The sequence below is a fragment of the Mycobacterium sp. IDUB_9 genome (genome assembly GCF_055419505.1).
Map to the genome: position 1 here is coordinate 85,672 of NZ_JBVAXU010000008.1, position 25,314 is coordinate 110,985.

The following is a 25,314-nucleotide window of genomic DNA, read 5'->3' on the forward strand; positions in this document are numbered from 1 at the left end:
CGGTTGTCGCGAGAACAGTCCGCAAATCGCGCTCTGCGGCGAATTATGTCGGTCACCCGTCGACCGTCGGCGGCTCGGCTGGCCGGAGGCTCTCCGGCTGTCAGGCTGTGCAACATCGCCGCGAGCAGCACCATCATGGACGCCACGACCCCGCACCTGGGGCAGCCGAAACGGACGCCACGTTACCTGTTTTTTGGACATTCATTGTCCGACCTCATCTGTACCGCTACGTCCAGTAGACGCTGGTTGACCGGCGCTGTCAATGACCGCGCACAGTCTGCCGATCGCGCGGCTCATCGATGTGGAATGCCCTTGTGCAGCAATAGTTTTGACTGCTACGGCGTTGGGGGCTCCAAGTAGAGGGCGCCCCAGATGATTTCGGTAAGCGTGTCGGCCAGCTCGGCGTCGTAGGTGCTCGGGTGTGAAGGCAGATTCTGATGGCAGGTCCGCTCGACCATCCAGGTCAAGGTGCTCGCGGTGGTGGCAGCAGGCAGTCGCGGTCTGATCGACCCGCCGGCCTGGCCGTCCTCGATCACCCTGGCGAGTTGGTCGGCGATCCCGGTCAGCAGCTCTCCGTAGGTCTGCCCGACGAGTGGGTCATAGCCCGACATCTCATTGAGTGCCATCAGCACCGGTTGGTGCCGACGGTAGCTGGCGATGATGCCGGACATGGCGGCGTGGACGTCGGCAGGGTCGCGCCGGGACGCGACACCCCACCATTGCTGGGCGGCGTCGCTGAGGTCACCGAACACCTGGGTGGCCAGGCGGCGCAGCAGGTGGCCCTTGTCCTCGAAGTAGATGTAGAAGCTGGCCCGCGAAATCCCGGCCTCGGTGGCCAGTTTGTCCACGCTGAGCTCGGTGAAACTGGTGCCGTCGGCCATCAGCCGGTCGGTCGCGTCGAGCAGTTGCCGTTCGATCCGCTCGCGGCGTTCCTCCCGGTTGGCCTGCGGTTTTCGCGTTACCGATGGCATGGGCCCAGAGTATCGGCTTCGGCCACACCTTGACTAGACATAGTGTCTAGACTTACTGTCGGCGACATGACTGTGTCGCCGATCACAACGAAGTCGTCGCGTCCGTATGACCCGATCGACATCTCGTCGAAGGCCTTCTGGTCCACCTCTGCCGGCGAGCGCGAGAAGTCCTTCGCGCAGTTGCGGGCCCGCCGGCCGGTCAGCTGGCACCGGCCGGTCGAGGAGACGCTCGTTCCCGATCCCGAGGATCCCGGCTTCTGGGCGCTCACCCGCCACGCCGACATTCTCACCGTCAGCCGGGACAGTGAGACGTTCCTGTCCGGCAAGGGCGTGCTGTTCGACACGGTGCCCGAGGAGCTGCTGGAGGCGTCGCAGTCCTTCCTGGCGATGGATGCGCCGCGGCACACGTTGATTCGCAAACTCGTCCATTCGGCATTCACCCCTCGGCAGGTGGCCCGCATCGAAACCTCCATCCAGGACAACGCCCGTCAGATCGTGGCCGAGCTCAGGGCCGCCGGCAGCGGGGTGGATTTCGTCGAGCAGTGCGCCAAGGAACTGCCCATCCGCACGTTGTCGGACATGGTCGGGATTCCCGAATCCGAACGCCAGCAGGTGGCGCATGCTGCCGACGCCCTCGTGTCCTGGTCCGACCCGGTGTATCTGGCCGGGCGCAACCCGTTGGAGGTGGTGCTGCAAAGCCAGATGTACCTGCACCACGTGGCGAATGCGCTTGCCGCGCAGCGCCGGGACAATCCGGGCGACGATCTGTTCAGCGCGCTGGTCCACGCGGAGGTCGACGGTGATCGGCTCGCCGATGCCGAGGTGGCGGCATTCTTTGTCCTGCTGGCGGTGGCGGGCAACGACACCACCCGGCAGGCCACCAGCCACGCACTCAAGGCTCTCACCGACCACCCTGGCCAACGGGCGTGGCTGATGGCCGATTTCGATGATCGGATCGGCGGCGCGGTGGAGGAGTTCGTCCGGTGGGCCACCCCGGTGATGACGTTCCGCCGCACCGCCGCGGTCGATGTCGAACTGGGTGGGCAGCAGATCGCGGCGGGGGACAAGGTGGTGATGTTCTATGCCTCGGGCAACTGGGACACCGACGTGTTCGACCGGCCCGAGGCTTTTGACCTGAGCCGAAAGCCCAACCCGCACCTGGGGTTCGGTGGCGGCGGGCGGCACTTCTGCCTGGGCGCGCATGTTGCCCGGACGCAACTTCGGGCCATCTTCGGTGAGCTGCTGCAGCAGCTGCCCGACATCGCCGCCGGCGAACCGGCCTATCTCGAGGGCAATTTCGTGCACGCTATCCGGTCGATGCCGTGCACGTTCTCCTGAGCTCACCGACCAGCAGGACCAGCATCTCCGAACATCCCGCCTCGACCTTGACGGTGGCCAGGTCGTCGCCGCGCGTGGGCCCGCGGTTGATGATCCCCACCGGGATGCCGTGTGCGGCCGCGTGCCGGACGAACCGGTAACCGGAGTACACCGTCAGCGAGGACCCTGCCACCAACAGTGCGTCGGCTTCGTCGATCATCGAATACGCCTGATCGACACGGGGTTTGGGAACGTTCTCGCCGAAGTAGACGATGTCGGGTTTGAGCATGCCGGCGCATACCGGGCAGTTCACGATGATGAAGGAGTCTGTCTCGCTGACCAGGGCGTCGGCATCGGGTGCCACCGCGATGCCACCGACCGACTCGGCGTGTTCGAGGAAGCCGGGATTCGCCGCCTCCAGTGCAGCGGCCAGCTCGTCCCGGGCCATTGTCGCCCCACAATCCAGGCAGATCACCTGCGCGTAGGTGCCGTGCAGGTTGACCACCGATCGGCTGCCGGCCTTGCTGTGCAGGAGATCCACGTTCTGGGTGATCAGGCCGGTGACCACCCCGGCCGACTCCAGCGCGGCGAGGGCGCGGTGCCCGGCATTGGGCAGGGTGTCGTCCATGTGGCGCCAGCCCACGTGATTGCGGGCCCAGTAACGCTGGCGGAACACCGGATCGGCGGTGAACTGCCGGATCGTCATCGGATTGCTCGGCGGGGAATCCGGGCCGCGGTAATCGGGGATGCCCGAATCGGTGGACATCCCGGCGCCGGTGAGTACCGCGACGCGACGTCCCTGTAGCAGGGCGACGAGTTCGGGGGCATCCACGAACCCCAGGGTAGGCCGCCGCTCACCCGAGGCACTTGGCAGCAGGCATCACCTCTGCGCTCATGTTGCGGCGCATCATCTCCAGCGCGGCATCGCCCAGGTCGGCATCAATGTGCGCGACCGCATCCGCCGGGATCACCACATCGAAATGCCGCACGTAGGCATCCAGCGCGCTGTAGAGGATGCACTGCTCGGTGACCTGGCCTGCCAGCACCACCCGCCGGCTGCCCAACCGGCTCAGCAGGTAATCCAATGCAGTCGCATAGAAGACGCTGTGGCGCACCTTGGTCAGCAGCAGACAGCCATCCGAGGGGACGATCGGGCGCACGAGATCAGGGCGTTCACCGGCGAGTGCCGCGGCGACGATGTCACTGAACTGTGCGGTGAAATCGCCATAGTTGTCATTGACGTAGATGACGTCGACATCGTTGCGCTCATGGGCTGTTTTGACCAGTCCCACCAGAGGATCGACGATCGTCGCCACGTTGGGTGCCAGCAGTTCGGCATCTTCGTGCCGGTAGTGGTTGAGCATGTCCACAACCACCAGCGCGGTATCGCTCATGCGTCATTTGGTACCCAGTAACCCGATCTTGACACTTTTCGGGTGACAATGGGCGCGATGGACTTCTACAGCGCTTACCACCACGGTTTCGCGCGGGTTGCCGCCTGCACCCACCACACGGCGCTGGCGGATCCGCCGGCCAACGCCGAATCGGTGCTCCGGTTGGCACAGGACTGCCATGACGACGGGGTGGCGGTGGCGGTATTCCCCGAGCTGACACTGTCGGGCTACTCGATCGACGACATCCTGCTGCAGGACACCCTGTTGGAGTCGGTGGAGCAGGCGCTCATCGAAATCGTCGCGGCCTCGGTGGTGTTGACGCCGGTGCTGGTCGTCGGTGCGCCGCTGCGGTACCGGCACCGCATCTACAACACCGCGGTTGTCATCCACCGCGGCGCGGTGCTCGGTGTGGCCCCCAAGTCCTACCTGCCGACGTACCGGGAGTTCTACGAGCGCAGGCAGATGGCAACCGGTGCCGATGTGCGCGGCACCATCCGGGTGGCCGGCGCCGAGGTGCCGTTCGGGCCCGACCTGCTGTTCGTGGCATCCGACCTTCCCGGACTGGTCCTGCACGTCGAGATCTGCGAGGACATGTTCGTGCCGGTGCCGCCCAGTGCGCAGGCCGCGCTGGCGGGGGCGACGGTATTGGCCAACCTTTCGGGCAGTCCGATCACCGTCGGCCGCGCCGACGATCGGTGTCTGCTGGCTCGGTCGGCTTCGTCGCGCTGTCTGGCCGCATACATCTATGCCGCTGCCGGAGAGGGGGAGTCGACCACCGACCTGGCCTGGGACGGCCAGACCATGATCTGGGAGAACGGGCTGCTGCTCGCCGAGAGTGAGCGCTTCCCGCGCGGTGAACGACGCTCGGTGGCCGATGTGGATCTGGAGTTGCTGCGTTCCGAGCGGCTGCGGATGGGTACGTTCGACGACAATGCCGGACACCATGGCGCCCAAGTGGATTCGTTCCGCCGTGTCGAGTTCCAGCTCGACCCGCCGACCGGTGACATCGGACTGCTGCGCGAGATCGAGCGGTTCCCGTTTGTGCCGGCGGATCCTGCACGCCTACAACAGGATTGCTATGAGGCCTACAACATCCAGGTCTCCGGGCTGGAACAGCGGTTGCGGGCGCTGAACTACCCCAAGGTGGTGATCGGGGTGTCCGGTGGCCTGGATTCCACTCACGCCCTGATCGTGGCGGCGCGGGCGATGGATCGGGAGAACCGCCCGCGCAGCGACATTCTCGCGTTCACGCTTCCCGGTTTCGCCACCGGTGAACGCACCAAGAACAACGCCATCGGGTTGAGCCGTGCCCTCGGTGTGACGTTCGAAGAGATCGACATCAAGCAGACCGCCGAGCTGATGCTGACCGAGATGGACCATCCATTCGGTCGCGGTGAGAAGGTCTACGACGTCACGTTCGAGAACGTCCAGGCCGGCCTGCGCACCGATTACCTGTTCCGGCTGGCCAATCAGCGCGGCGGCATCGTGCTCGGCACCGGTGATCTGTCCGAGCTGGCGCTGGGTTGGTCGACCTACGGCGTGGGCGACCAGATGTCGCACTACAACGTCAATGGCGGAGTGCCGAAAACCCTGATTCAGCATCTGATCCGGTGGGTCATCTCATCGGGTGAGTTCGGCGGCGAGGTCAACGAGGTGTTGCAGTCGGTGCTCGACACCGAGATCACCCCCGAACTGGTGCCCACCGGTGAGGACGAGGAGATCCAGAGCAGCGAGGCCAAGGTCGGTCCGTATGCGCTGCAGGACTTTTCGCTGTTCCAGGTGCTGCGCTACGGGTTCCGCCCGTCCAAGGTGGCGTTTCTGGCGTGGCATGCCTGGCATGACGCGGCCCGCGGCGACTGGCCCGCTGGGTTCCCCGAGGACAAGCGCCCGGCGTATTCGCTCGGCGATATCCGGCACTGGCTCCAGGTCTTCGCGCAGCGGTTCTTCTCGTTCTCACAGTTCAAGCGTTCTGCGCTGCCGAACGGCCCCAAGGTGTCGCACGGCGGTGCTCTCTCGCCGCGTGGGGACTGGCGGGCGCCATCGGACATGTCGGCGCGGATCTGGCTCGACGAGATCGAGCGGAGCGTGCCCGAGCAGTAGTTTTGCGTCGCCGTGCGGCCGATTCCAATTGACGACGCAAAAAATTGACAAGCTAACCTTCTGGACCGCACCGACGCGCTAATGTGCGTCGGGTCACAGTTCGGCATCGCCGAGCGTCGGTCGAGGAGGTCGGGTTGGGTGCTGCAAAGTACGTCGGTCGGGTAGGCGGATTGGCGGTTGCGCTCGGTGTCGGGTCAGCCCTGGTTCTGGGTGGGCAAGTCCTGGGTGTTCCGGTGGCCTCGGCGTCGCCGGGGGGCGGCGACACATCGTCCGAATCCTCGTCGGCCCCGGCGGCCAAGAAGGGTCCCGCCAAGGACCGGCAGAGCGCCCGCTCGTCGCGGCAGGCGACGGTGCGTGCGGCGATCAAGAGCCGGACCGAAAAACTCGGCGAGTCGGGCCGCCACCACGTGAGTTCGACGACGCCGAAGTCCGATGTCGTGCAATCGATCACCGACCGGCTGTCGGCGGCACAGGCCAAGGTCGAGGCCGGGCTCAACCGTCATGGCGGCAGCGACGCAGGACAGGGCTTCCCGACGGTCGAAAAGCCCAAGGCCACCGTCCCCGGCGAAGCGCCGGTGCCGGGCCTGTCGTTCGTCAAGCCGAACCTGCCCCGGCCCCCGCGGGATCACCCCCGGGCGCCGACGACGGGCGTGACCGCTGACGAGCCCACGCTCGAGACCACCGACATCGGCGTGGCCGACGAATCCGCCGCGTCCCCGGCGGTCACGGCGACGGCCGCGGCCGCACCGCCGTCGACAGCGGCCGTGGCTCCCGTACGGGGCCTGATCGCCACCGTGGTCAACGACATCGCCGCGACGCTGGCCGGAAACTCGCCGACCGCACCACCGGCCGACTCCCCGGCCGGGTGGGTTCTGCTGGCGGCCGCACGCCGGGAGTTCTCCGCCTCCGCCGTCGCACCGTCCGTCAGCGCCACCGGTGGCATCACGGCGAATCCCGCGGTCGGCATTACCGACGGCATCATCCACGGCACCACCGGGGCCACCAGTTCGAGCGGTCTGCCGCTCACCTACACCGTGATCGGCGATCCGAGTGGAGGTGGCAAGGTCCGGCTCGACTCGGCCCACGGGACCTTCACGTTCCTGCCCTACGCGACCGTCGTGGACAGCGGCGGCACGGAGAAGTTCACCGTCCTGGTCGCCGAAACCACGGCGTTCGACGCTGCGCTGCAACAGATCCCGATCGTGGGCATGTTCGTGCCGCAGGTGCTCGTGATCGTCCATCAGGTGCCGGTCGTGAATGACCTGTTGGCGCCGCTCATCGGTAAGTCGGAGATGGTGGATGTCAATGTCGACGTCGGCGAACTGGCACCGGCCGGCACCCCGGTGGCGTACACGGTCAAGGTGACGTCGTTCGACGGTACGCAGATCAGCATGAACTACTTCCCGGCATCGGGCCTTGCGGAAGGGGATACGGCGCCGACCATTTTCAGCGGCGCGGGCCTATCCAGTGCGGGTGACACGAACCCGTACACCGGCGGCGCCACCGGCGTCGGCACGTTCCGTGACGCCGGCTACAACGTCGTCACCTGGGATTCGCGCGGCGAGCACGACTCGGGCGGAATCCTGCAGCTGGACAGCCCGTTCTTCGAGGGTCGCGATGTTTCGGCGTTGATCGACTACGTCGCCAAGGCGCCCGGGACGTTGCTCGACGGCGCGAACGATCCGCGCATGGGCATGGTGGGCCCGTCGTACGGCGGCGGCATCCAATGGGTGACCGCAGGTACCGACAACCGGGTCGACGCCATCGTCCCGACGATCTCGTGGAACTCGCTGAACAGTTCCCTCTATCCCAACGAGGCGTTCAAGACGTCGTATGCCGCGCTGCTGTTGCTGTCCCTGGTGACCTCGGGGGCGAACATCAACAGCCAGCTCTACGGCGGCATCTTCACCGGTGCACTGCTGGGTGTTCTCACCCCCGAGCAGCAAGCGCTGCTGGCCAGCAGCGGCCCTACCTCCCTGGTCAACAAGGTCACGGCTCCGACGCTGATCATCCAGGGCACTGTCGACGTGTTGTTCCCGCTGCAGCAGGCCATCGACAACGCGCAGATCCTCGACGCCAACGGCGTGCCGGTGAAGATGGTGTGGTTCTGCGGAGGCCACGGCAACTGCGAGACCCCGCCAGGTGACAGCGACGAGATGGTCCAGACCGCGACACTGAGCTGGCTGGACACCTACGTCAAGCACAAGGGCGAAGATGTGGACGACGGTCTCCCGAAGTTCCAGTGGATCGATCAGAACGGTGACCACTACACGTCCGATCTCCTGCCGACCGACCCGAATTTCACGGGGACTCCCGTCACCGCGTCGGGTAGCGGCGGGCTGCTGGGGATCGTCCCGATCCTCGGCGGTTCCGGACCGGGCGCTGCGGGGATTCCGTTCGGGCTCGGGGACGGTACCAAGGCCACCAATGCGGTGAACGTCAAGGTGACCGCGCCGTCGGGCACTGCCACTCAGGTGGTCGGTGCGCCCGAGCTGACGATGACGTACTCCGGCATCGGCACCAGCCGCCACGTCTACGCCCAGATCGTCGACGATCAGACGGGGCAGGTGATCGGCAATGTGGTCACCCCGATCCCGGTCACGCTCGACGGCAAGGAGCACACCGTCACCATTCCGATGGAAGCGGTGGCCTACACGCTCGAGCCAGGGCACACAGCCACGGTGCAGATCACCACTTCGGCCACACCGTTCCTGAACTTCACCGAGTTCGGCGCCATCAACATCTCCGGCGTCGAGGTGTCCCTGCCTACCGCCGGACCCGGAGCCGATGCGCAGCTCGCGACAGATGCCCGGGAAGACCTGGTCAGCGTGTAGCGGTGCGAGGGCCGTATCTTTCGCGATGCCTAGATGCGGCCCTCGACGCGCAGGTCCGGGTGGACCCACTCCGGTGAGCGTCGCGCTTTGAAGGCGCGGAAACCCTCGGCGGCCTCGTCGCCGCTGTAGCTGGCCTTCATGCCGATCCGGTCGTAGAGGCCCATGTAGCTGTCCAGACTGGACTTGACCACCCCGCGCGCCCGGGGCGCAGTCCGGCAACACTGGGCGAGCACTTCGGTTGCGGCGTCGGACAATTCGTCGTGCGGCACCACCCGGGCGACCATTCCCCAGTCGACGGCCTCCTGCGCGCTGAGCGTGCGGCCGGTGAACATCAGGTCGCGGGTGCGGACCGGGCCGATCAGGCGGGCCAGCATCTGGCTGTAGTAGGTGTCGGCGATGCCGCGGTACAACTCGGGCACCCGGAATGTGGCGCGGTCGCTGACCACCGCCATGTCACTGCAGATCGCGATCTGCAGCCCACCGCCCTGACACAGCCCGTTGACCGCGCTCACCACCGGCTTGACGGATTGGCGCAGCGTTTCGAACGGAGTGACGTCCATCGACAGGGCCGCACCGAAGCTCATCCAGTCGTCGACGCCGTTGCCGCCGCCGAGGTCACCGCCGGGCGCGAACACGTCCCCGGTGCCGGTGATCAGCAGCCCGGCCAGATCGGGGTCCGTCTCGACGTGCGTGACTGCATACCGGATACCGAAGTACATGGCCGGCGTCATCGCGTTGCGAGCCTCGGGCCGGTCCAGGGTGACCACACCGAACGGCCCCTGCCGGTCGAACTTGAGATATGGCGTGCCGAGCCAGTCGCCTTCTGGGGGTCGCGGAGTATTTCCCTGGGTCATGTCGGCGACTATAACGACAACGGTATCGGCTCCAGTTGGCCGTCTCAGTGCGTCAGGACGGCATCGATGTCGGCAGCCGACGGCGCGCAGTCACCGGCCCCGCGCACCAGGGTGGCCAACGCTCCGGCCGCGCATGCGCGCCGCAGTGCCGACTCGTGGCCGGCGGTCCAGCCGGCGGCCAACACCCCGGCGAACACGTCGCCGGCGCCGGCGGTGTCCAGCGCCCGCACCGCGGGGGCCGGCACGTCGAAGCGTTCGTCGGTGCCCACGTAACTGGCCCCTCGTGCTCCCCGGGTGATCACCAGATGCCGCACCGGCCAATGCCACTCGGCTGCCTCGGTCTCGTTCACCACCACGACGTCGACCAGCTCCGACAAGGCCAGCAGCTGATGGGCGGCGGTACCTCCCGGTGAGGCGTTGAGCATCACCGCCGCCCCGGCAGCCTTGGCCAGCCGGGCGGCCGCGACCGCCGTCGCCACCGGGATCTCCAACTGGATCAACACGACCTCGCTCCAGACGATGGCCGTGCGCGCCGCGGCGGAGTCCACCTCGAGGCGGGCGTTGGCGCCGGGTGCGACCACGATGCAGTTCTCGCCGACTGTGTCGACCAGGATCGCGGCCGATCCACTCGGGCCCGGCACGCACGTCACGGAATCGGTCGCGACCCCATTGGCCCGGAGATGCTCCCGCAGGTTTGTCGCGGCGGCATCGTCACCCACCGCGGCCACCAGTGCGACCTCGGCCCCGGCCCGCGCGGCCGCCACCGCCTGGTTGCCGCCCTTGCCGCCGGGCGCGGACGCCAGCGACGACGCGAGCACCGTCTGTCCCGGGCGCGGCAAGGCTCCAACGGTGAAGGTGAGGTCGGCGTTGATGCTCCCGACGACGCAAACCCGCGCAGCGGCCATAAACGAAAAGGCTAGCCCGGCGTGCTTGTCCTAGGGCGCCTGACACCTGTCGAAGGGCGTCAACAGGTTCGATACGCTGGCTAGATGAGCGTTCAGACCCAGTCGCCGGCGGTGCCGCAAGCAGACCTGCGCGAGCAGGTGCACGAGGCGGCCCGTCGGGCCCGCGTCGCTGCCCGCACCCTGGGCACCCTGAGCGCCGAGATCAAGAACCGCGCGCTGCATGCCGCTGCCGACAGCGTGCTGGCCCACGTCCACGAGGTCCTGGCAGCCAACGCTGCCGATGTCGATGCGGCCCGCGAGGCCGGAACCCCCGAGGCGATGCTGGACCGCCTGGCGCTCAACCCGCAGCGGGTCGACGGCATCGCGGCCGGACTGCGCCAGGTCGCCGGGTTGCCCGATCCCGTCGGCGAGGTGCTGCAGGGGCGCACCCTGGCCAACGGATTGCAGCTGCGTCAGCAGCGGGTGCCGCTGGGCGTGGTCGGCATGGTCTACGAGGGCCGCCCCAACGTCACGGTGGACGCGTTCGGTCTCACCCTGAAGTCCGGCAACGCCGCCCTGCTGCGTGGCAGCTCATCGGCGGCCCGGTCCAATCAGGCGTTGGTGACCGCCCTGCGATCGGCGCTGGAGTCGGTGGGGCTGCCGACCGACGCGGTGCAGTTGCTGCCCAGTCACGACCGCGCCAGTGTCACCCACCTGATCCAGGCCCGCGGCCTGGTCGACGTGGTGATCCCGCGCGGGGGAGCCGGGCTGATCGAGGCCGTGGTGCGCGACGCACAGGTCCCCACCATCGAGACCGGTGTCGGCAATTGCCATGTCTACGTTCATTCCTCGGCCGACATCGACCGGGCCGAGAAGATCCTGCTGAACTCCAAGACGCGGCGCCCCAGCGTCTGCAATGCCGCCGAGACCCTGCTGGTGGACCGCACGCTTGAGGCCACCGCGCTGCCCCGGCTGACCGCTGCGCTGCGTGAGGCCGGGGTGACCGTGCACGCCGACCCCACCGACGAAGAGCTGCACACCGAGTTCCTCTCGATGGACATCGCCGTCGCAGTGGTCGACGGGCTCGACGCCGCGATCGCCCACATCAACGAATACGGCACCGGTCACACCGAGGCCATCGTGACAACTGATCTTGCTGCGGCCCAGCGCTTCACCGAACAGGTGGATGCTGCCGCCGTGATGGTCAACGCATCCACCGCGTTCACCGACGGAGAGCAGTTCGGTTTCGGCGCAGAGATCGGCATCTCCACCCAGAAGCTGCATGCCCGCGGACCGATGGGCCTGCCCGAACTGACCTCGACGAAATGGATCGTGTGGGGAGACGGTCAGACCCGCCCGGCCTAGCTGCCGACCAGATACAGACCAGGAGACCACATGAGCGTGCCCGCTCGCCCCGCTCCGTTGTTCACCGACATCGACGATGTCGCACGCCGACTGGCGGAGACCGGCTACCTCCCCGACACCGCCACCGCGACAGCGGTTTTCCTCGCCGACCGGCTGGGCAAGCCGTTGCTCGTCGAAGGGCCCGCGGGTGTCGGCAAGACCGAGCTGGCCCGTGCGGTGGCCGCGACCACCGGCTCCGAACTCGTCCGGTTGCAGTGCTACGAGGGCGTCGACGAGGCCCGCGCGCTCTACGAGTGGAACCACGCCAAGCAGATCCTGCGGATCCAGGCCGGGCAGAACGCGAATGGCGGTGACTGGGACCAGACCAAGATGGACGTCTTCAGCGAGGAGTTCCTGCTGACCCGTCCGCTGCTGACCGCGATCAAGCGCACCGATCCGACCGTGCTCCTGATCGACGAGACGGACAAGGCTGACATCGAGATCGAGGGCCTTCTGTTGGAGGTGCTCTCCGATTTCGCGGTCACCGTCCCGGAACTCGGCACGATCATCGCCGAGCGGCCGCCGTTCGTGCTGCTCACCTCCAACGCCACCCGTGAGCTCTCCGAGGCGCTCAAGCGTCGTTGCCTGTTCCTACACATCGACTTTCCGGACCCGGATCTGGAGCGCCGCATCCTGCTGTCGCGGGTGCCCGAACTGCCCGAGCGCATCGCGACCGAGCTGGTGCGGATCATCGGGGTGATGCGCGGTATGCAGCTCAAGAAGGTGCCGTCGGTCGCCGAGACCATCGACTGGGGCCGCACCGTCCTGGCTCTCGGCCTGGACACCATCGACGACGAGATGATCGCCGCCACCCTCGGTGTGGTGCTCAAACACCAGTCAGACCAGGTCAAGGCGGCCGGCGAACTGAAGCTGAACTGATGGGGTTGAACTGATGGTGCCCCGCCGGGTTCGACCGCCCCAGCCGCTGGCCCCCCACGGCCTGCCGGGGCATCTCGTCGAGTTCGTCGAAGCCCTTCGCGGGCAAGGTATCTCGGTCGGTCCGTCGGAAACCGTGGACGCAGGCAGGGTGATCACCGTGCTGGGGTTGGGCGATCGTGAAACGCTGCGCGAGGGCATCGCGTGCGCAGTGTTGCGGCGCCCCGACCACCGTGAGACCTACGACGCGATGTTCGACCTGTTCTTCCCGGCTGCCCTGGGCGCACGCACCGTGCTCTCGGATGACGACGATGGCGAGACCGGTGACGAGGATCGGCTCCAACTGCCGCCCGAGGACATCGAGGCGATGCGCGAGGCGTTGGTGCAGATGCTGGCCGACAACGAGGATCTGGCCAACCTCGACGACCGGATGGCGGCGATGATCGCGCGGATCGTCGAGGCCTATGGCCGCTACAACTCCAGCCGTGGCCCGTCGTACTCGTCGTATCAGGCCCTCAAGTCCATGAGCCTCGACGATCTGGAGGGCCGGCTGCTGGCCGGGCTTCTCGCCCCCTACGGCGACGAACCCACGCCCACCCAGGAGGAGATCGCCAAGGCGCTGGCCGCCCAGCGCATCGCCCAACTGCGCAAGATGGTCGAGTCCGAGACCAAGCGGCGCACCGCCGAGCAGTTGGGCCGCGACCACGTGCAGATGTACGGGGTGCCGCAGCTGGCCGAGAACGTCGAATTCCTGCGGGCCTCCGGCGAGCAGCTCCGCCAGATGCGCAAGACCGTGCAGCCGCTGGCGCGCACGCTGGCCACGCGGCTGGCGGCCCGGCGCCGGCGGTCCCGGTCCGGGGAGATCGACCTTCGTAAGACGTTGCGCAAGTCGATGTCCACCGGCGGTGTGCCCATCGACGTCGTCCTCAAGAAGCCGCATCCGGCCCGTCCGGAACTCGTGGTGCTCTGCGATGTGTCGGGATCGGTGGCCGGGTTCAGCCACTTCACCCTGATGCTGGTCTCGGCACTGCGTCAGCAGTTCTCCCGGGTTCGGGTCTTCGCCTTCATCGACACCACCGACGAGGTCACCGACATGTTCGGTCCGGAGGCCGATCTGGCGGTCGCGGTGCAGCGCATCACCCGCGAGGCCGGCGTCTACACCCGTGACGGGCACTCCGACTACGGACACGCGTTCGTGTCCTTCCTGGACAAGTACCCCAACGTGTTGTCCCCGCGCAGCTCGCTGCTGGTGTTGGGCGACGGCCGCAACAACTACCGCAACCCCGAGACGGCGCTGCTCGCCCACATGGTGTCGGCCAGCCGGCACGCGCACTGGCTCAACCCGGAGCCCAGGCACCTGTGGGGCAGCGGGGATTCTGCAGTCCCCAAATACCTCGAAACCATCCCGATGCACGAGTGCCGCTCGGCCAAGCAGCTGGCCGGGGTGATCGACGGGTTGCTGCCGGTCTGAGCGCCGCGCAACCGGGCCGGAGCTTTCGCACGGGTGCCGACGCTCGTCAGCGCTCCCGTAAGCTGCCTCTTTGTGGCAAGACGGCGCAGGCTGGGTGTGATGGGTGGGACGTTCGATCCCATCCACAACGGGCACCTGGTCGCTGCCAGTGAGGTGGCCGACCTGTTCGAGCTCGACGAGGTGGTGTTCGTCCCGACCGGTCAGCCCTGGCAGAAACACGACCGGCGGGTCAGCGCGCCCGAGGACCGGTACCTGATGACGGTGATCGCCACCGCGTCCAACCCGAGGTTCTCGGTCAGCCGGGTCGACATCGACCGGGGCGGGGCGACCTATACCAAGGACACCTTGCGAGATCTGCGTGATCTCAATGCCGATACCGACCTGTACTTCATCACCGGAGCCGATGCCCTGGCCTCGATCCTGTCCTGGCAGAACTGGGAGGACCTGTTCTCCATGGCGAGGTTCGTCGGCGTGAGCCGGCCAGGCTATGAGCTGGACGGTGAACACATCGAGGCGGCGCTGCGTGAACTGCCGCCTGACACGTTGACATTGGTCGAGGTGCCCGCGCTGGCCATCTCGTCCAGCGACTGCCGTAGGCGGGCCTCCGAAGGCCGGCCGATCTGGTACCTGGTACCCGATGGCGTGGTGCAGTACGTGGCCAAACGCGGGTTGTATTCCGCAGACGGGAAGGGTGAATACATCATGGAGCCGGTTCGATGAGCGCTACCGAAGAGGCCGTCGCGATGGCGACGGTGGCCGCCCAGGCCGCCGCGGCCAAGTTGGCCGACGATGTGGTGGTCATCGATGTGTCGGGCCAACTGGTGATCACCGACTGCTTTGTGATCGCATCGGCCTCCAACGAGCGTCAGGTCAACGCGATCGTCGACGAGGTCGAGGACAAGATGCGGCTGGCCGGCTACAAGCCCGCGCGCCGCGAAGGTACCCGCGAGGGGCGCTGGACGCTGCTCGATTACGTGGACATCGTCGTGCACATCCAGCATCAGGACGAGCGGGAGTTCTACGCCCTGGAACGGCTGTGGCGTGACTGCCCGACGGTTCCGGTCGAGCTCGGTGGGCCGGTGGACCCGGAGTTGGCAGAATGAGGGCGCGATGAGGGTCCGTCGGCTGGTGCTCTTGCGTCACGGGCAGACCGAGTACAACGCCGGCAGCCGGATGCAGGGCCAGCTCGACACCGAGTTGTCCGATCTGGGCCGCGACCAGGCGGCTGCCGCCGCCGAGGTACTGGCCAAGCGCCAACCGTTGATCATCGTGTCCTCGGATCTCAAGCGCGCCCTGGACACCGCGATGGCCCTCGGCGACCGCGCCGGGATCGCGGTGGCCGTGGACGAGCGGTTGCGTGAGACGCATCTGGGCGACTGGCAGGGTTTGACGCACCAGGAGGTGGACGCGGCTGCCCCGGGCGCCCGCGCGGCGTGGCGCGAGGACGCACGGTGGGCACCGCACGGTGGTGAGAGCCGCGTCGACGTGGCCGCCCGTAGTGTTCCGGTTGTCGCTGAACTTGTTGCCGGACAATCTGATTGGGGCCTGGATCAAGCCGGGGGAAGTGCGGACCGCCCCGTCGTGCTGGTCGCCCACGGCGGGCTGATCGCGGCCCTGACTGCCGGCCTGCTCGGCCTGCCGGTGGACAACTGGCCGGTGCTCGGCGGCATGGGGAACGCCAGTTGGGTTCAGCTGTCGGGACATGCGGACGATTCCGCGGCGGATGGAGCCGCGTTCGACGTCATCAAATGGCGGCTGGATGTGTGGAATGCCTCGGCGCAGGTGGCCAACGATGTCCTCTGATCACGTGTCGTCCGAGTCCTCGCATCGCGACCGTCCGGTCCTACTGGTGTTCTGCGACTCCCTGTCCTATTTCGGCCCGACGGGTGGGCTGCCATCCGACGATCCGCGGATCTGGCCCAACATCGTGGCCGAGCAGTTGGGCTGGGACGTGGAACTCATCGGCCGGATCGGCTGGACCTGCCGCGACGTCTGGTGGGCCTCGACCCAGGATCCGCGGGCGTGGGCGGCATTGCCGCGCGCCGGCGCGGTGGTCTTCGCCACCAGCGGCATGGATTCGCTGCCCTCGCCGTTGCCGACGGCGTTGCGCGAACTGATCCGCTATGTGCGTCCGGCCTGGCTGCGGCGCTGGGCGCGTGACGGCTACGGCTGGGTTCAGCCGCGGTTGTCGCCGATCGCCCGCGCGGCGCTGCCACCGCATGTGACGGTCGAGTACCTCGAGATGACGCGCAACGCCATCGATTTCAACCGGCCGGGCATTCCGGTTGTGGCCTCGCTGCCGTCGGTGCACATCGCCGACACGTACGGCAAGGCCCATCACGGTCGTGAGCCCACGGTCAGGGCGATCACGGACTGGGCGGCCGAGCATGACGTGGCGTTGGTGGACCTCAAGGCCGCGGTGGCCGACGAGGTGCTCAACGGGCGGGGCAACCCTGACGGCATCCATTGGAATTTCGAAGCCCACCGGTCGGTCGCCGAGCTGATGCTCAAGGGCCTGGCCGATGCCGGTGTGCCACAAATGGATCCCACCGACTGACGATGGCGGTCATGGTGGTCACCGACTCCACGTCGCGGTTGCGGCCCGAGTTGTGTGAGAAGTGGGGTATTCGCCAGGTGCCCTTGCACATCCTCGACGAGGGCATCGACCTGCGCGACGGTGTCGACCCGATGCCGTCAGACATTCACGACCGGGCCAGGGTCACCACCTCCGGGGCCGCCCCGGCCGATCTCGCCGACACCTATCGGCAGGCGCTGGCCGACAGTGACGGCGACGGTGTTGTCGCAGTCCATATTTCGGCTGCGCTGTCGAGCACATACAGCACGGCAGCGGCGGTAGCTCGTGAAATCGGGCAGGCCGTACGAGTGGTGAACTCCCGTGCGGCAGCGATGGGGGTGGGTTTCGTCGCCCTCGCCGCCGCCGAATCAGCCCGTGGCGGAGGAACACTCGACGCAGTCGAGGCGGCGGCTCGTGCCGCGATACCGCGCGGGCAGGCGTTCATCGTCGTACACCGCCTCGACAACCTGCGGCGCAGTGGCCGGATCGGTGCGGCAGCGTCGTGGCTGGGCACCGCATTGTCACTCAAACCACTGCTACGCCTCGATGTGGACGGCCGGCTGGTGCTCTCACAACGCATCCGGACGATATCGAAAGCACATGCGGCACTTGTCGATCAGATCGCCGACGCTGCAGGGGACCGCGCGGTGCGGGTGGTCGTGCATCATGTCGACAATCCGGACGGCGCCGAGGAGATCGCGGCGGCACTCACCGACCGGCTACCGAACCTGCGGTCTCTGTCGGTGACCGGTATGGGTCCGGTGCTGGCCGTTCATGTCGGTGGCGGCGCGGTCGGCGCCTGCATCACCGTGGAGGACGCCTAGCTGGGGCCGCTTGACGGCGCCGGTTTCTACCTCACGGCTGTCGATCGGCGGCGCGCACAACCCTCAGGTGGAAAACGGCGCAAACAGCGGCAGCGGCGACGCGCCCCGAGCTAACCGGCGAACCGGCCGGTGACCGGCGGTAGGTCCTTGAGTGTGAGGATGCCGGGTGCGGCGGCCACCACGGCGGGCACTGCATTGGTGACGGGCAGCGCGGTGTAGATCATGCCGAGACCGTTGAGGCTGACCTCGCTCCAGTCCTTCGACGGCAGGCAGTACACGACGGTGCGCATGTTGGGGACGCCGAAGACCTGGATCACGTGACCGTGCGCGACGGGCTTCGGCGGGGTGACGTGATTGCCCATGATCCAGTTGAATCCGACGCTGACGACGTTCTTGTCGCCCACCCAGCCGCGGTGGTAGCCGAACACGCTGGCCACCGTGCCCTTGGGGATCTGCATGAACCCGAGGTCGGAATCATCGGTGGCCGCGGTGAATTCGACGTCGAACGTCATCCGGTCGAGCTTGGCGCCGATGGCGTCGGCCATCATGGCCGCCGACTCGGCGAACACCTCACTCTCCAGCCGCACATGCTCGGCCAGCCCCGGCGTCTCGGGATCTTGTGCGAATCCCATCGCGGCCATGGTTCCGGCTGATTCATAGACCCCGCAGTCGACGGACTCGGTGATCCGGATCTCGTCGACGCTCTCGCACGCGCTGGACAGCACCATGCCCATCATGTTGGTCAGGCCGGGGTGGGCACCGCTGCCGAAGATCGTGGAATTACCTGTCTGGCAAGCCTTCTGGATTCGCTCCAGGTCTTCGGGGGACTGCTTGCCGCCGGTGATCCAGGCGGCACTGGAACACACGTTGATCCCGGCCTCCAGTAGGCGGACCAGTTCGTCGACGCTGGGCCAGATCGGGTTGTAGCAGCAGGCATCGGGTTTGAGCGCGATCAGATCGTCGATGGAGTTGGTGGCCTTGATGCCGGTCGGCTCGGGCCAGCCGGCCAACTCGGCGGCATCGACACCGACCTTGTCGGCGCCGTAGGCGTACACGCCGACCAGTTCCATGTCGTCGCGGCCGATGATCGCGTGCAGCGAGCGTCGTCCGATGTTGCCGGTGGTCCATTGGATGACCCGAATCGGCTTACCCGCTGCGGTCATGATCGTCTCCCTCGCTGAGCCCTGCGCCGGACTCTAGACACTATCGGGGACTTGTTCACCCGCGGTAGGCGCATCCGTCCCTCCTGGCGGGAGACCCACCGGCGTCGCACAATCGAACTGTGGGGCGCGTTCGCCTCGCAAAGCCATGAATCGAGGTCAGATCATGGACATGCTCTACGCGCTCGCATCGGCGGGGGCCGGCGCCATTGCCCTGGTGTGGCTCGGCTTGAGCAACATCCGCGTGGTCAGGCAGTACGAACGGGGTGTGGTGTTCCGGTTCGGCCGGGTCCGCGACAACGTCAGGCAACCCGGGCTGACGATGCTCATTCCCGTCGCGGACCGGTTGCAGAAGGTCAACATGCAGATCATCACGATGCCCGTGCCCGCACAGGACGGCATCACCCGCGACAACGTCACCGTGCGGGTCGATGCGGTCATCTACTTCAACGTGCTCGATCCGGTGCGGGCCGTCGTCGACGTGCAGGACTACATGTCGGCGATCGGTCAGGTGGCGCAGACCTCGCTCCGGTCGATCATCGGCAAGAGCAATCTGGACGACCTGCTGTCCAACCGGGAGCGGCTCAACCAGGGCCTCGAACTGCTCATCGACAACCCTGCGGTGGGCTGGGGGATACACATCGACCGGGTAGAGATCAAAGACGTCGTCCTACCGGATTCGATGAAGCGGTCCATCGCGCGTCAGGCCGAGGCCGAGCGGGAGCGGCGGGCCCGCGTGATCACCGCCGACGGCGAGCTGCAGGCGTCCGAAAAACTCGCCGCGGCGGCCGATGTGATGTCGGCCGACCCGGCGGCCCTGCAGTTGCGGCTGCTGGAGACCGTCGTCGAAGTGGCCGCGGAGAAGAATTCCACCGTGGTCCTGCCGTTCCCGGTGGAACTGCTGCGATACCTGGAACGGGCCACGCCCCAACAGCCCTCCACCGGTGCCGCGGGATGACCACGTGGTAATCCACAACGCGAGATTCATCCACAGCCGGCCGGTGCCGTAGGCCAGGGCGCCCGGAATCGTCGTGGCCCGCGCTTACCGTCGCGAGCATGGGAACCGAATTGTCGGTGGAGCGGCTCCGTCGTCTGGGTGGGGGCCGTCCGGGCGGCGGGGATGATGCCGACACCGAGGAAGGCGGCGGCGGCGACGATCAGGACACCGCGTCGGAGAGCGCGCTGTCGAGATGGCTGCCCGATACCGCCCAGGGGGACGGCCCGGGCTGGCTGACCAGGGTGCGCGCCGACCCGGGCCGCGCCGGTGCCCTGGTCCTGGCCGGTATCGGGGTCCTCGCGATCCTGGTCACCGTTTTCACCCTGATCCGGCAGCAAGCACCGCCGGTCGCCTCGGCGAATCTGCCACCGGTGCAAATGGTTTTGTCGGCAGGTCCGACACCGGACGCGAACGCCCCGGCAGGGCCGGTGGTGGTCAGCGTGGTCGGCCTGGTGCACAAGCCGGGCCTGGTGACGTTGCAGTCCGGAGCGAGGATCGCCGATGCGCTGGAAGCGGCCGGTGGGCCACTGGACGGTGCCGACCTGATCGGGTTGAACATGGCTCGCCGGGTCGGCGACGGTGAACAGATCGTGGTCGGTATCGACGGGCCGCCGGGGCAACCGACGACCATGGGCAGTTCGGTCGCCGGCGATGCCCCGGGTTCGGCACAACCCGGTGCGTCGCAAAAGGGGGCTCCGAAAGCCAAGGCCGGCGCGTCGGCGGAGCCGGTGGACCTCAATACGGCGACCGTCGAGGACCTCGACACGCTGCCCGGTGTCGGCCCGGTGACCGCCGAGGCGATCGTGGCCTGGCGTGCCGCCCACGGTCGGTTCGACAGTGTCGATCAACTCGGTGACGTCGACGGCATCGGTCCGGCACGGCTGGAGAAACTGCGTGAGCTGGTCCGGGCGTGATGCTTCCGGCGGGGACGGGCAGACCGGCGACGGGTGGGCCGCGGGGCAGCCACTGGATCTGCGCCTGGTCCCGTCCGCCCTGACCGCGTGGTCGGTGTCGGCGGCCGCAGTCGTCTGGCATCCGGGCGCGGCCGTGGTGGTGGGCCTGGCCGCCGTGGGGCTGACTTGGCTGGCCGGACGGTGGGGAGAGAGCGACGGTACGGACGTCACCGCTGCCGTTCTGGCGGTGGCGGCCGTCGCGGCTGGATTCACCGTCGCTGTCGGACTGCGGGTGCACCAGGTCGAACATCATCCGGTCGGCCGTCTCTACGGCGGAACCGCGACGGTTGAGGTCGTTCCCACCGAGACGCCGCGGGCGATCAAGGGCGGTCGGGTGATGTTCCGGGCCGCGTTGCGCCGGGTCGATCAGGCCCCGATGTCAGGCCGAGTCCTGGTGTTCGCGCCGCCGGGTTTCGGCGAGGTAGGTCCGGGGCAACCGGCGACATTCCGGGCCTCCGTGGGGCGCCCGGGCCGCAGGGACCTGAGTGTGGCCGTGCTGGCGGCGTCGGGACAGCCGTCGTTGGGGGAGGCCTCGGCGGTACAGCGCATCGCCCAGCGGATACGTGTGGGCTTCGCGGAGGCGGCACGGGCAGTGTTGCCCGCCGATCAGGCCGCCATGCTGCCGGCCTTGGTGCTGGGCGATACCTCGATGGTCACCGCCACGACCACCGCGCAGTTCCGTACGTCGGGTCTGACGCACCTGACCGCGGTGTCGGGCGCCAACGTGACCATCGTGTGCGGCGCGCTGTTGCTCAGCGCGGCGCTGGTCGGGCCGAGAGCGGCCGTGTCGCTCGCCGGCGCCGGACTGGTCGGCCTCGTCATCGTCGTGCAGCCGTCGGCCAGTGTGCTGCGGGCAGCCGTGATGGGTGCGGTGACCCTGCTCGCGGTGTTGACCCATCGGCGTCGGCAGGCGGTGCCCGCGCTGGCCGCCAGCGTGATCGCGCTGATGGTCGCGGCCCCCGAACTCGCGGTCGATGTGGGATTCGCGTTGTCGGTGTGTGCGACGGCAGGCATCGTCGTCCTCGCCCCGATGTGGTCGGGCCGGCTGGAGGCCCGTGGCTGGCCGCGTCCGCTGGCGGCCGCGGTCAGCGTCGCGGCGGTCGCCCAGCTGGTCACCGCCCCACTGGTGGCCGGGATATCGGGGACCGTCAGCCTGGTGGCCGTCGCGGCCAATCTCGCAGTGGCCGGGGTGATTCCGCCGATCACGGTCCTCGGTTCCGCGGCGGCCGTGTGCTCGGTGGTCTGGCCGGGCGGAGCCCAACTACTGATCCGGTTCACCGGACCGGAGCTTTGGTGGCTGCTGTCGGTGGCCCGATGGGCTTCGGCGCTACCGGGGGCCGCTCTGCCGTCACCCTCGGGGCTGGCCGGCGTGGTGTCGGTAGCACTCGGAGGTGTGGCGCTCGCGGTGCTGTGGCGGCTGCGCTGGATGCGGCGCGGACTGGCCGTGGGGGTGTTCGGCCTGCTGGCCTGGGCGCTGGCGGGCCAGGTGGTCGGGGCTGTCGGGCCGTCGTGACACGATCATCGGTGTGAGTCAACAGATCGACGGCCTGCACCTGGTTCTGGGCGATGAGGAACTGCTGGTCGAACGAGCAGTGGGGGCGGTGCTGCGGGCGTTGCGCCGGCAGGCCGGATCCGATGACGTTCCGGTGGACCGGATGCGGGCCGGTGAGGTCAGCACCAGCGAGCTCGCCGAGCTGCTGAGCCCGTCGCTGTTTGCCGAGGAGCGCCTGGTGGTGCTGGAGGCCGCCGCCGAGGCCGGTAAGGATGCGGTGGCCCTGATCGCCTCGGCCGCAGCCGATCTGCCGCCCGGCACCGTTCTGATCGTCATCCACTCCGGCGGCGGGCGGGCCAAGGCGCTGGCTGATCAGTTGAAAAAGCTTGGGGCACAGGTGCATCCGTGTGCGCGTATCGCCAAACCGGCGGAGCGTGCGGATTTCGTACGTGCCGAGTTCCGCCAGTTGCGGGTCAAGGTCTCCGACGACACGGTCACCGCGGTGCTCGACGCGGTCGGATCGAACATCCGTGAGCTCGCCGCGGTGTGCTCACAGCTGGTGGCCGACACCGCCGGCCAGGTCGACGCCGTAGCGGTGCGCCGCTATCACAGTGGCAAGGCGGAGGTGAAGGGCTTCGACATCGCAGACAAGGCCGTCACCGGTGATGTGGCCGGGGCCGCCGAGGCCTTGCGATGGGCGATGCTGGCCGGTGAACCCCAGGTGGTGTTGGCCGATGCGCTGGCCGAGGCGGTGCACACGATCGCCCGGGTGGGCCCGCTCTCCGGGGATCCGTACCGGCTGGCCGGTGAGCTGGGGATGCCGCCCTGGCGGGTGCAGAAGGCGCAGAAGCAGTCGCGCAGATGGTCACGCGACTCCGTGGCCGAGGCGATGCGGGTGGTCGCGGCGCTCAATGCAGACGTAAAGGGCGCAGCGGCAGATGCCGACTACGCCCTTGAGACAGCGGTACGCCGGGTGGCGGAACTCGCCACCCGGTGAACCGGCGATATCGTTCGGGTAAGCCCGGAAGGATCAGAGCTTGTTGAGCGCGACGGCCAGGGCCGACTTCTTGTTGGCGGCCTGGTTGGCGTGGATGACACCCTTGCTGGCGGCCTTGTCGAGCTGACGGCTGGTCGACGCCAGCAACTCGGCGGCCTTGTCCTTCTCGCCCGCCTCGACGGCCTCGCGGAAGCCGCGCACAGCCGTACGCAGCGACGACTTCACCGACTGGTTACGCAGCCGACGACGCTCGTTGGTGAGGATGCGCTTTTCCTGCGACTTGATGTTGGCCACGTAAAAATTCCTTCGTAGTTCTCTAGCTGGGGTTACCGAAGTCTGGGTGCGCACACCCGCACTGCGGGCAGCGACTGTTCAGGGTACCAGCGAGGCGTCCGAACTCCCAAAGCGGTGCAGGCGGAACGCCGGTCGCCGACGCCCGAATTTACCGCCCTAATACCACCTCAACCGCCCGTTGGCCTGCCGAAACGGGCTGAGCCGTTGACCCGGCGAAACAGCGTCAGGTGCGGCAGCATGGCAGGGGTGAGCCTGAGAGCAGTCCGTACACCGGGGGCAGGGTCGAACGGGTCGCGCCCGCCCGGACAGCGCGCTGCGGCGCGACGCGTCAAACATCGGGGCGTCTTCGACGGCTACGACCGGCTGGGCCGATACTCCGAGGCCTTCGACGAGATGTTCGACGCCTCTGGCAACGTCCGCGGACCGTACAAGGGGATCTTCGCCGAGCTTGCTCCGTCGGACGCCTCCGAGTTGCGGTCGCGCTCGGACGCACTGGGCCGGGCCTTCATCGATCAGGGCATCACGTTCTCGCTGTCCGGCCAGGAGCGGCCGTTCCCGCTCGACCTGGTGCCGCGGGTGATCTCGGCGGCCGAATGGTCCCGGCTGGAACGCGGCATCATCCAGCGGGTCAAGGCGCTGGAGATGTATCTCGACGACATCTACGGCGAGCAGGAGATCCTGCGTGACGGGGTGATCCCGCGTCGGCTGGTCACCTCGTGCGAGCACTTCCACCGTGAAGCCGCGGGCATCGTCCCGCCCAACGGGGTGCGTATCCACGTCGCGGGCATCGATCTGATCCGTGACGACAAGGGTGTCTTCCGGGTGCTCGAGGACAATCTGCGGTCGCCGTCGGGAGTGTCCTATGTGATGGAGAACCGGCGCACCATGGCGCGCGTCTTCCCCAATCTGTTCGCCACTCACCGGGTGCGCGCGGTCGGTGACTACTCCTCACACCTGCTGCGGGCACTGCGCAACGCCGCACCCACCAACGTCGCCGACCCCACCGTCGTGGTGCTCACTCCCGGCGTCTACAACTCGGCCTACTTCGAGCACTCGCTGCTGGCCCGGCAGATGGGGGTCGAGTTGGTCGAGGGCCGCGATCTGTTCTGCCGCGACAACGCCGTCTACATGCGCACCACCGAGGGCGAGCGCCAGGTCGACGTCATCTACCGCCGCATCGACGATGCGTTCCTGGACCCCATGCAGTTCCGGCCCGACTCGGTGCTCGGGGTGGCCGGCCTGCTCAACGCGGCCCGGGCCGGCAACGTCGTGATCTCCAGTGCGGTGGGCAACGGGGTCGGCGACGACAAGCTCGTCTACACCTATGTCCCGACGGTCATCGAGTACTACCTCGGTGAGAAGCCGCTGCTGGCCAACGTCGACACCTACCGCTGTTGGTTGGACGCCGAACGGGAGGAGGTGCTCGACCGGATCGATGAACTGGTGATCAAACCGGTGGAGGGTTCGGGTGGGTACGGCATCGTGTTCGGCCCGGACGCCTCCGAGAAGGAGCTCGCCGCGGCTGCGAGGAAGATCCGCAACGACCCGCGCGGCTGGATCGCCCAGCCGGTGATGCAGCTGTCCACGGTGCCCACCCAGATCGGCGACAAGCTGGCGCCTCGTCACGTGGACCTGCGCCCGTTCGCGGTCAACGACGGCAACGACGTCTGGGTGCTGCCCGGCGGGCTGAGCCGGGTGGCGCTCCCGGAGGGGTCTCTGGTGGTCAATTCCAGTCAGGGAGGCGGGTCGAAGGACACCTGGGTGCTGGCGTCGCGGACGTCGGCGGCAGATCGCGAGCTCGCTGCGGCCGAGGTGGTGCGGTCGCTGCCCGAAACTGCCAATGGGCCCAAAACTGATGGCGCGCCTGACGGTTCGACGTCCCAACAACAACAGCAGTAGTAGCAGAGGGGGTGCGGT

23 protein-coding genes are annotated in these 25,314 nt (G+C 67.7%); 16 read left to right on the top strand and 7 right to left on the bottom strand.

All coding sequences use genetic code 11. From position 1 onward, the window contains the following. Nucleotides 1–335: 335 nt before the first annotated feature. Nucleotides 336–971 carry a TetR/AcrR family transcriptional regulator gene (locus ACZY08_RS26480; RefSeq protein ID WP_463747579.1) on the bottom strand — a complete coding sequence of 212 codons (636 nt, stop codon included), beginning with the start codon at nt 969–971 and terminating at the stop codon, nt 336–338. Nucleotides 972–1,037: 66 nt separating this feature from the next. On the opposite strand from ACZY08_RS26480, the gene ACZY08_RS26485 reads away from it, so the two are divergent. Further along, on the top strand, nt 1,038–2,309 hold the full coding sequence (locus ACZY08_RS26485; protein WP_463747580.1) for a cytochrome P450: 1,272 nt from the start codon (nt 1,038–1,040) through the stop codon (nt 2,307–2,309). Here the strand turns inward: ACZY08_RS26485 and ACZY08_RS26490 are convergent. Both ACZY08_RS26490 and ACZY08_RS26495 read right to left on the bottom strand, forming a co-directional pair. Then, nucleotides 2,278–3,120, bottom strand: coding sequence for an NAD-dependent protein deacetylase (locus ACZY08_RS26490; protein ID WP_463747581.1), 843 nt, complete (start codon nt 3,118–3,120; stop codon nt 2,278–2,280). The genes ACZY08_RS26485 and ACZY08_RS26490 overlap by 32 nt on opposite strands. A gap of 22 nt (nt 3,121–3,142) precedes the next feature. Beyond that, nucleotides 3,143–3,682, bottom strand: a complete 540-nt coding sequence (locus ACZY08_RS26495; protein ID WP_463747582.1) for a cysteine hydrolase family protein — start codon at nt 3,680–3,682, stop codon at nt 3,143–3,145. Between the two features lie 57 nt (nt 3,683–3,739). Between ACZY08_RS26495 and ACZY08_RS26500 the strand changes: the two genes are divergently transcribed. Both ACZY08_RS26500 and ACZY08_RS26505 read left to right on the top strand, forming a co-directional pair. Further along, complete coding sequence (locus tag ACZY08_RS26500; RefSeq protein WP_463747583.1) at nt 3,740–5,782, top strand: NAD(+) synthase; 2,043 nt, start codon at nt 3,740–3,742, stop codon at nt 5,780–5,782. 134 nt (nt 5,783–5,916) lie between these two features. Continuing rightward, nucleotides 5,917–8,616 carry a S15 peptidase family protein gene (locus ACZY08_RS26505; RefSeq protein WP_463747584.1) on the top strand — a complete coding sequence of 900 codons (2,700 nt, stop codon included), beginning with the start codon at nt 5,917–5,919 and terminating at the stop codon, nt 8,614–8,616. A gap of 29 nt (nt 8,617–8,645) precedes the next feature. On the opposite strand, the gene ACZY08_RS26510 is transcribed toward ACZY08_RS26505, so the two are convergent. Both ACZY08_RS26510 and ACZY08_RS26515 read right to left on the bottom strand, forming a co-directional pair. Next, nucleotides 8,646–9,470, bottom strand: coding sequence for an enoyl-CoA hydratase/isomerase family protein (locus ACZY08_RS26510; RefSeq protein ID WP_463747585.1), 825 nt, complete (start codon nt 9,468–9,470; stop codon nt 8,646–8,648). A gap of 44 nt (nt 9,471–9,514) precedes the next feature. Next, nucleotides 9,515–10,375 carry a PfkB family carbohydrate kinase gene (locus ACZY08_RS26515; protein ID WP_463747586.1) on the bottom strand — a complete coding sequence of 287 codons (861 nt, stop codon included), beginning with the start codon at nt 10,373–10,375 and terminating at the stop codon, nt 9,515–9,517. A gap of 84 nt (nt 10,376–10,459) precedes the next feature. Here ACZY08_RS26515 and ACZY08_RS26520 point away from each other — a divergent pair, with 84 nt between their 5' ends. The 8 genes from ACZY08_RS26520 (at nt 10,460) to ACZY08_RS26555 (ending at nt 17,504) form a co-directional block, all read left to right on the top strand. Continuing rightward, nucleotides 10,460–11,719 (top strand): glutamate-5-semialdehyde dehydrogenase, encoded by a 1,260-nt coding sequence (locus tag ACZY08_RS26520; RefSeq protein ID WP_463747587.1) that lies wholly within the window; start codon nt 10,460–10,462, stop codon nt 11,717–11,719. Nucleotides 11,720–11,749: 30 nt separating this feature from the next. Continuing rightward, nucleotides 11,750–12,637: an AAA family ATPase gene (locus ACZY08_RS26525; protein ID WP_463747588.1), complete on the top strand. Its 888-nt coding sequence runs from the start codon at nt 11,750–11,752 to the stop codon at nt 12,635–12,637. 13 nt (nt 12,638–12,650) lie between these two features. Beyond that, complete coding sequence (locus ACZY08_RS26530; protein ID WP_463747589.1) at nt 12,651–14,105, top strand: vWA domain-containing protein; 1,455 nt, start codon at nt 12,651–12,653, stop codon at nt 14,103–14,105. A gap of 72 nt (nt 14,106–14,177) precedes the next feature. Beyond that, nucleotides 14,178–14,825, top strand: coding sequence for a nicotinate-nucleotide adenylyltransferase (gene nadD / locus ACZY08_RS26535; RefSeq protein ID WP_463747590.1), 648 nt, complete (start codon nt 14,178–14,180; stop codon nt 14,823–14,825). Beyond that, a complete protein-coding gene (gene rsfS / locus ACZY08_RS26540; RefSeq protein WP_463747591.1) occupies nt 14,822–15,208 on the top strand; it encodes a ribosome silencing factor in 387 nt (128 codons plus the stop codon). The genes nadD and rsfS overlap by 4 nt, the downstream gene beginning before the upstream one ends. Nucleotides 15,209–15,215: 7 nt before the next feature. After that, nucleotides 15,216–15,908 (top strand): glucosyl-3-phosphoglycerate phosphatase, encoded by a 693-nt coding sequence (gene gpgP / locus ACZY08_RS26545; protein WP_463747592.1) that lies wholly within the window; start codon nt 15,216–15,218, stop codon nt 15,906–15,908. Continuing rightward, complete coding sequence (gene octT, locus ACZY08_RS26550; protein ID WP_463747593.1) at nt 15,898–16,662, top strand: diglucosylglycerate octanoyltransferase; 765 nt, start codon at nt 15,898–15,900, stop codon at nt 16,660–16,662. Before gpgP ends, octT begins: the two co-directional genes overlap by 11 nt. A 2-nt stretch (nt 16,663–16,664) precedes the next feature. After that, entirely contained in the window at nt 16,665–17,504 is an 840-nt protein-coding gene (locus tag ACZY08_RS26555; RefSeq protein ID WP_463747594.1) for a DegV family protein, read from the top strand. Nucleotides 17,505–17,614: 110 nt separating this feature from the next. On the opposite strand, the gene ACZY08_RS26560 is transcribed toward ACZY08_RS26555, so the two are convergent. After that, nucleotides 17,615–18,667: an NAD(P)H-dependent amine dehydrogenase family protein gene (locus ACZY08_RS26560; RefSeq protein ID WP_463747595.1), complete on the bottom strand. Its 1,053-nt coding sequence runs from the start codon at nt 18,665–18,667 to the stop codon at nt 17,615–17,617. 163 nt (nt 18,668–18,830) lie between these two features. Between ACZY08_RS26560 and ACZY08_RS26565 the strand changes: the two genes are divergently transcribed. The 4 genes from ACZY08_RS26565 (at nt 18,831) to holA (ending at nt 23,103) form a co-directional block, all read left to right on the top strand. Further along, nucleotides 18,831–19,622: an SPFH domain-containing protein gene (locus ACZY08_RS26565; RefSeq protein WP_463747596.1), complete on the top strand. Its 792-nt coding sequence runs from the start codon at nt 18,831–18,833 to the stop codon at nt 19,620–19,622. Between the two features lie 98 nt (nt 19,623–19,720). Continuing rightward, on the top strand, nt 19,721–20,575 hold the full coding sequence (locus ACZY08_RS26570) for a helix-hairpin-helix domain-containing protein (protein WP_463747597.1): 855 nt from the start codon (nt 19,721–19,723) through the stop codon (nt 20,573–20,575). Beyond that, nucleotides 20,556–22,127 (top strand): ComEC/Rec2 family competence protein, encoded by a 1,572-nt coding sequence (locus ACZY08_RS26575; protein WP_463747598.1) that lies wholly within the window; start codon nt 20,556–20,558, stop codon nt 22,125–22,127. Before ACZY08_RS26570 ends, ACZY08_RS26575 begins: the two co-directional genes overlap by 20 nt. A gap of 25 nt (nt 22,128–22,152) precedes the next feature. Next, nucleotides 22,153–23,103: a DNA polymerase III subunit delta gene (gene holA, locus ACZY08_RS26580; protein ID WP_463747706.1), complete on the top strand. Its 951-nt coding sequence runs from the start codon at nt 22,153–22,155 to the stop codon at nt 23,101–23,103. A gap of 33 nt (nt 23,104–23,136) precedes the next feature. Here holA and rpsT read toward each other — a convergent pair whose 3' ends face one another. Next, on the bottom strand, nt 23,137–23,397 hold the full coding sequence (gene rpsT / locus ACZY08_RS26585) for a 30S ribosomal protein S20 (protein ID WP_463747599.1): 261 nt from the start codon (nt 23,395–23,397) through the stop codon (nt 23,137–23,139). Between the two features lie 237 nt (nt 23,398–23,634). Here rpsT and ACZY08_RS26590 point away from each other — a divergent pair, with 237 nt between their 5' ends. After that, nucleotides 23,635–25,296 (top strand): circularly permuted type 2 ATP-grasp protein, encoded by a 1,662-nt coding sequence (locus ACZY08_RS26590; protein WP_463747600.1) that lies wholly within the window; start codon nt 23,635–23,637, stop codon nt 25,294–25,296. The last annotated feature ends 18 nt before the right edge of the window (nt 25,297–25,314 follow it).

Coding starts and splice junctions, on each gene's coding strand:
- ACZY08_RS26480 (WP_463747579.1), bottom strand. CDS start 971: ATGCCATCGGTAACGCGAAAACCGCAGGCCAACCGGGAGGAACGCCGC.
- ACZY08_RS26485 (WP_463747580.1), top strand. CDS start 1,038: ATGACTGTGTCGCCGATCACAACGAAGTCGTCGCGTCCGTATGACCCG.
- ACZY08_RS26495 (WP_463747582.1), bottom strand. CDS start 3,682: ATGAGCGATACCGCGCTGGTGGTTGTGGACATGCTCAACCACTACCGG.
- ACZY08_RS26500 (WP_463747583.1), top strand. CDS start 3,740: ATGGACTTCTACAGCGCTTACCACCACGGTTTCGCGCGGGTTGCCGCC.
- ACZY08_RS26510 (WP_463747585.1), bottom strand. CDS start 9,470: ATGACCCAGGGAAATACTCCGCGACCCCCAGAAGGCGACTGGCTCGGC.
- ACZY08_RS26515 (WP_463747586.1), bottom strand. CDS start 10,375: ATGGCCGCTGCGCGGGTTTGCGTCGTCGGGAGCATCAACGCCGACCTC.
- ACZY08_RS26520 (WP_463747587.1), top strand. CDS start 10,460: ATGAGCGTTCAGACCCAGTCGCCGGCGGTGCCGCAAGCAGACCTGCGC.
- ACZY08_RS26525 (WP_463747588.1), top strand. CDS start 11,750: ATGAGCGTGCCCGCTCGCCCCGCTCCGTTGTTCACCGACATCGACGAT.
- ACZY08_RS26530 (WP_463747589.1), top strand. CDS start 12,651: ATGGTGCCCCGCCGGGTTCGACCGCCCCAGCCGCTGGCCCCCCACGGC.
- rsfS (WP_463747591.1), top strand. CDS start 14,822: ATGAGCGCTACCGAAGAGGCCGTCGCGATGGCGACGGTGGCCGCCCAG.
- gpgP (WP_463747592.1), top strand. CDS start 15,216: ATGAGGGTCCGTCGGCTGGTGCTCTTGCGTCACGGGCAGACCGAGTAC.
- octT (WP_463747593.1), top strand. CDS start 15,898: ATGTCCTCTGATCACGTGTCGTCCGAGTCCTCGCATCGCGACCGTCCG.
- ACZY08_RS26555 (WP_463747594.1), top strand. CDS start 16,665: ATGGCGGTCATGGTGGTCACCGACTCCACGTCGCGGTTGCGGCCCGAG.
- ACZY08_RS26560 (WP_463747595.1), bottom strand. CDS start 18,667: ATGACCGCAGCGGGTAAGCCGATTCGGGTCATCCAATGGACCACCGGC.
- ACZY08_RS26565 (WP_463747596.1), top strand. CDS start 18,831: ATGGACATGCTCTACGCGCTCGCATCGGCGGGGGCCGGCGCCATTGCC.
- ACZY08_RS26570 (WP_463747597.1), top strand. CDS start 19,721: ATGGGAACCGAATTGTCGGTGGAGCGGCTCCGTCGTCTGGGTGGGGGC.
- ACZY08_RS26590 (WP_463747600.1), top strand. CDS start 23,635: ATGGCAGGGGTGAGCCTGAGAGCAGTCCGTACACCGGGGGCAGGGTCG.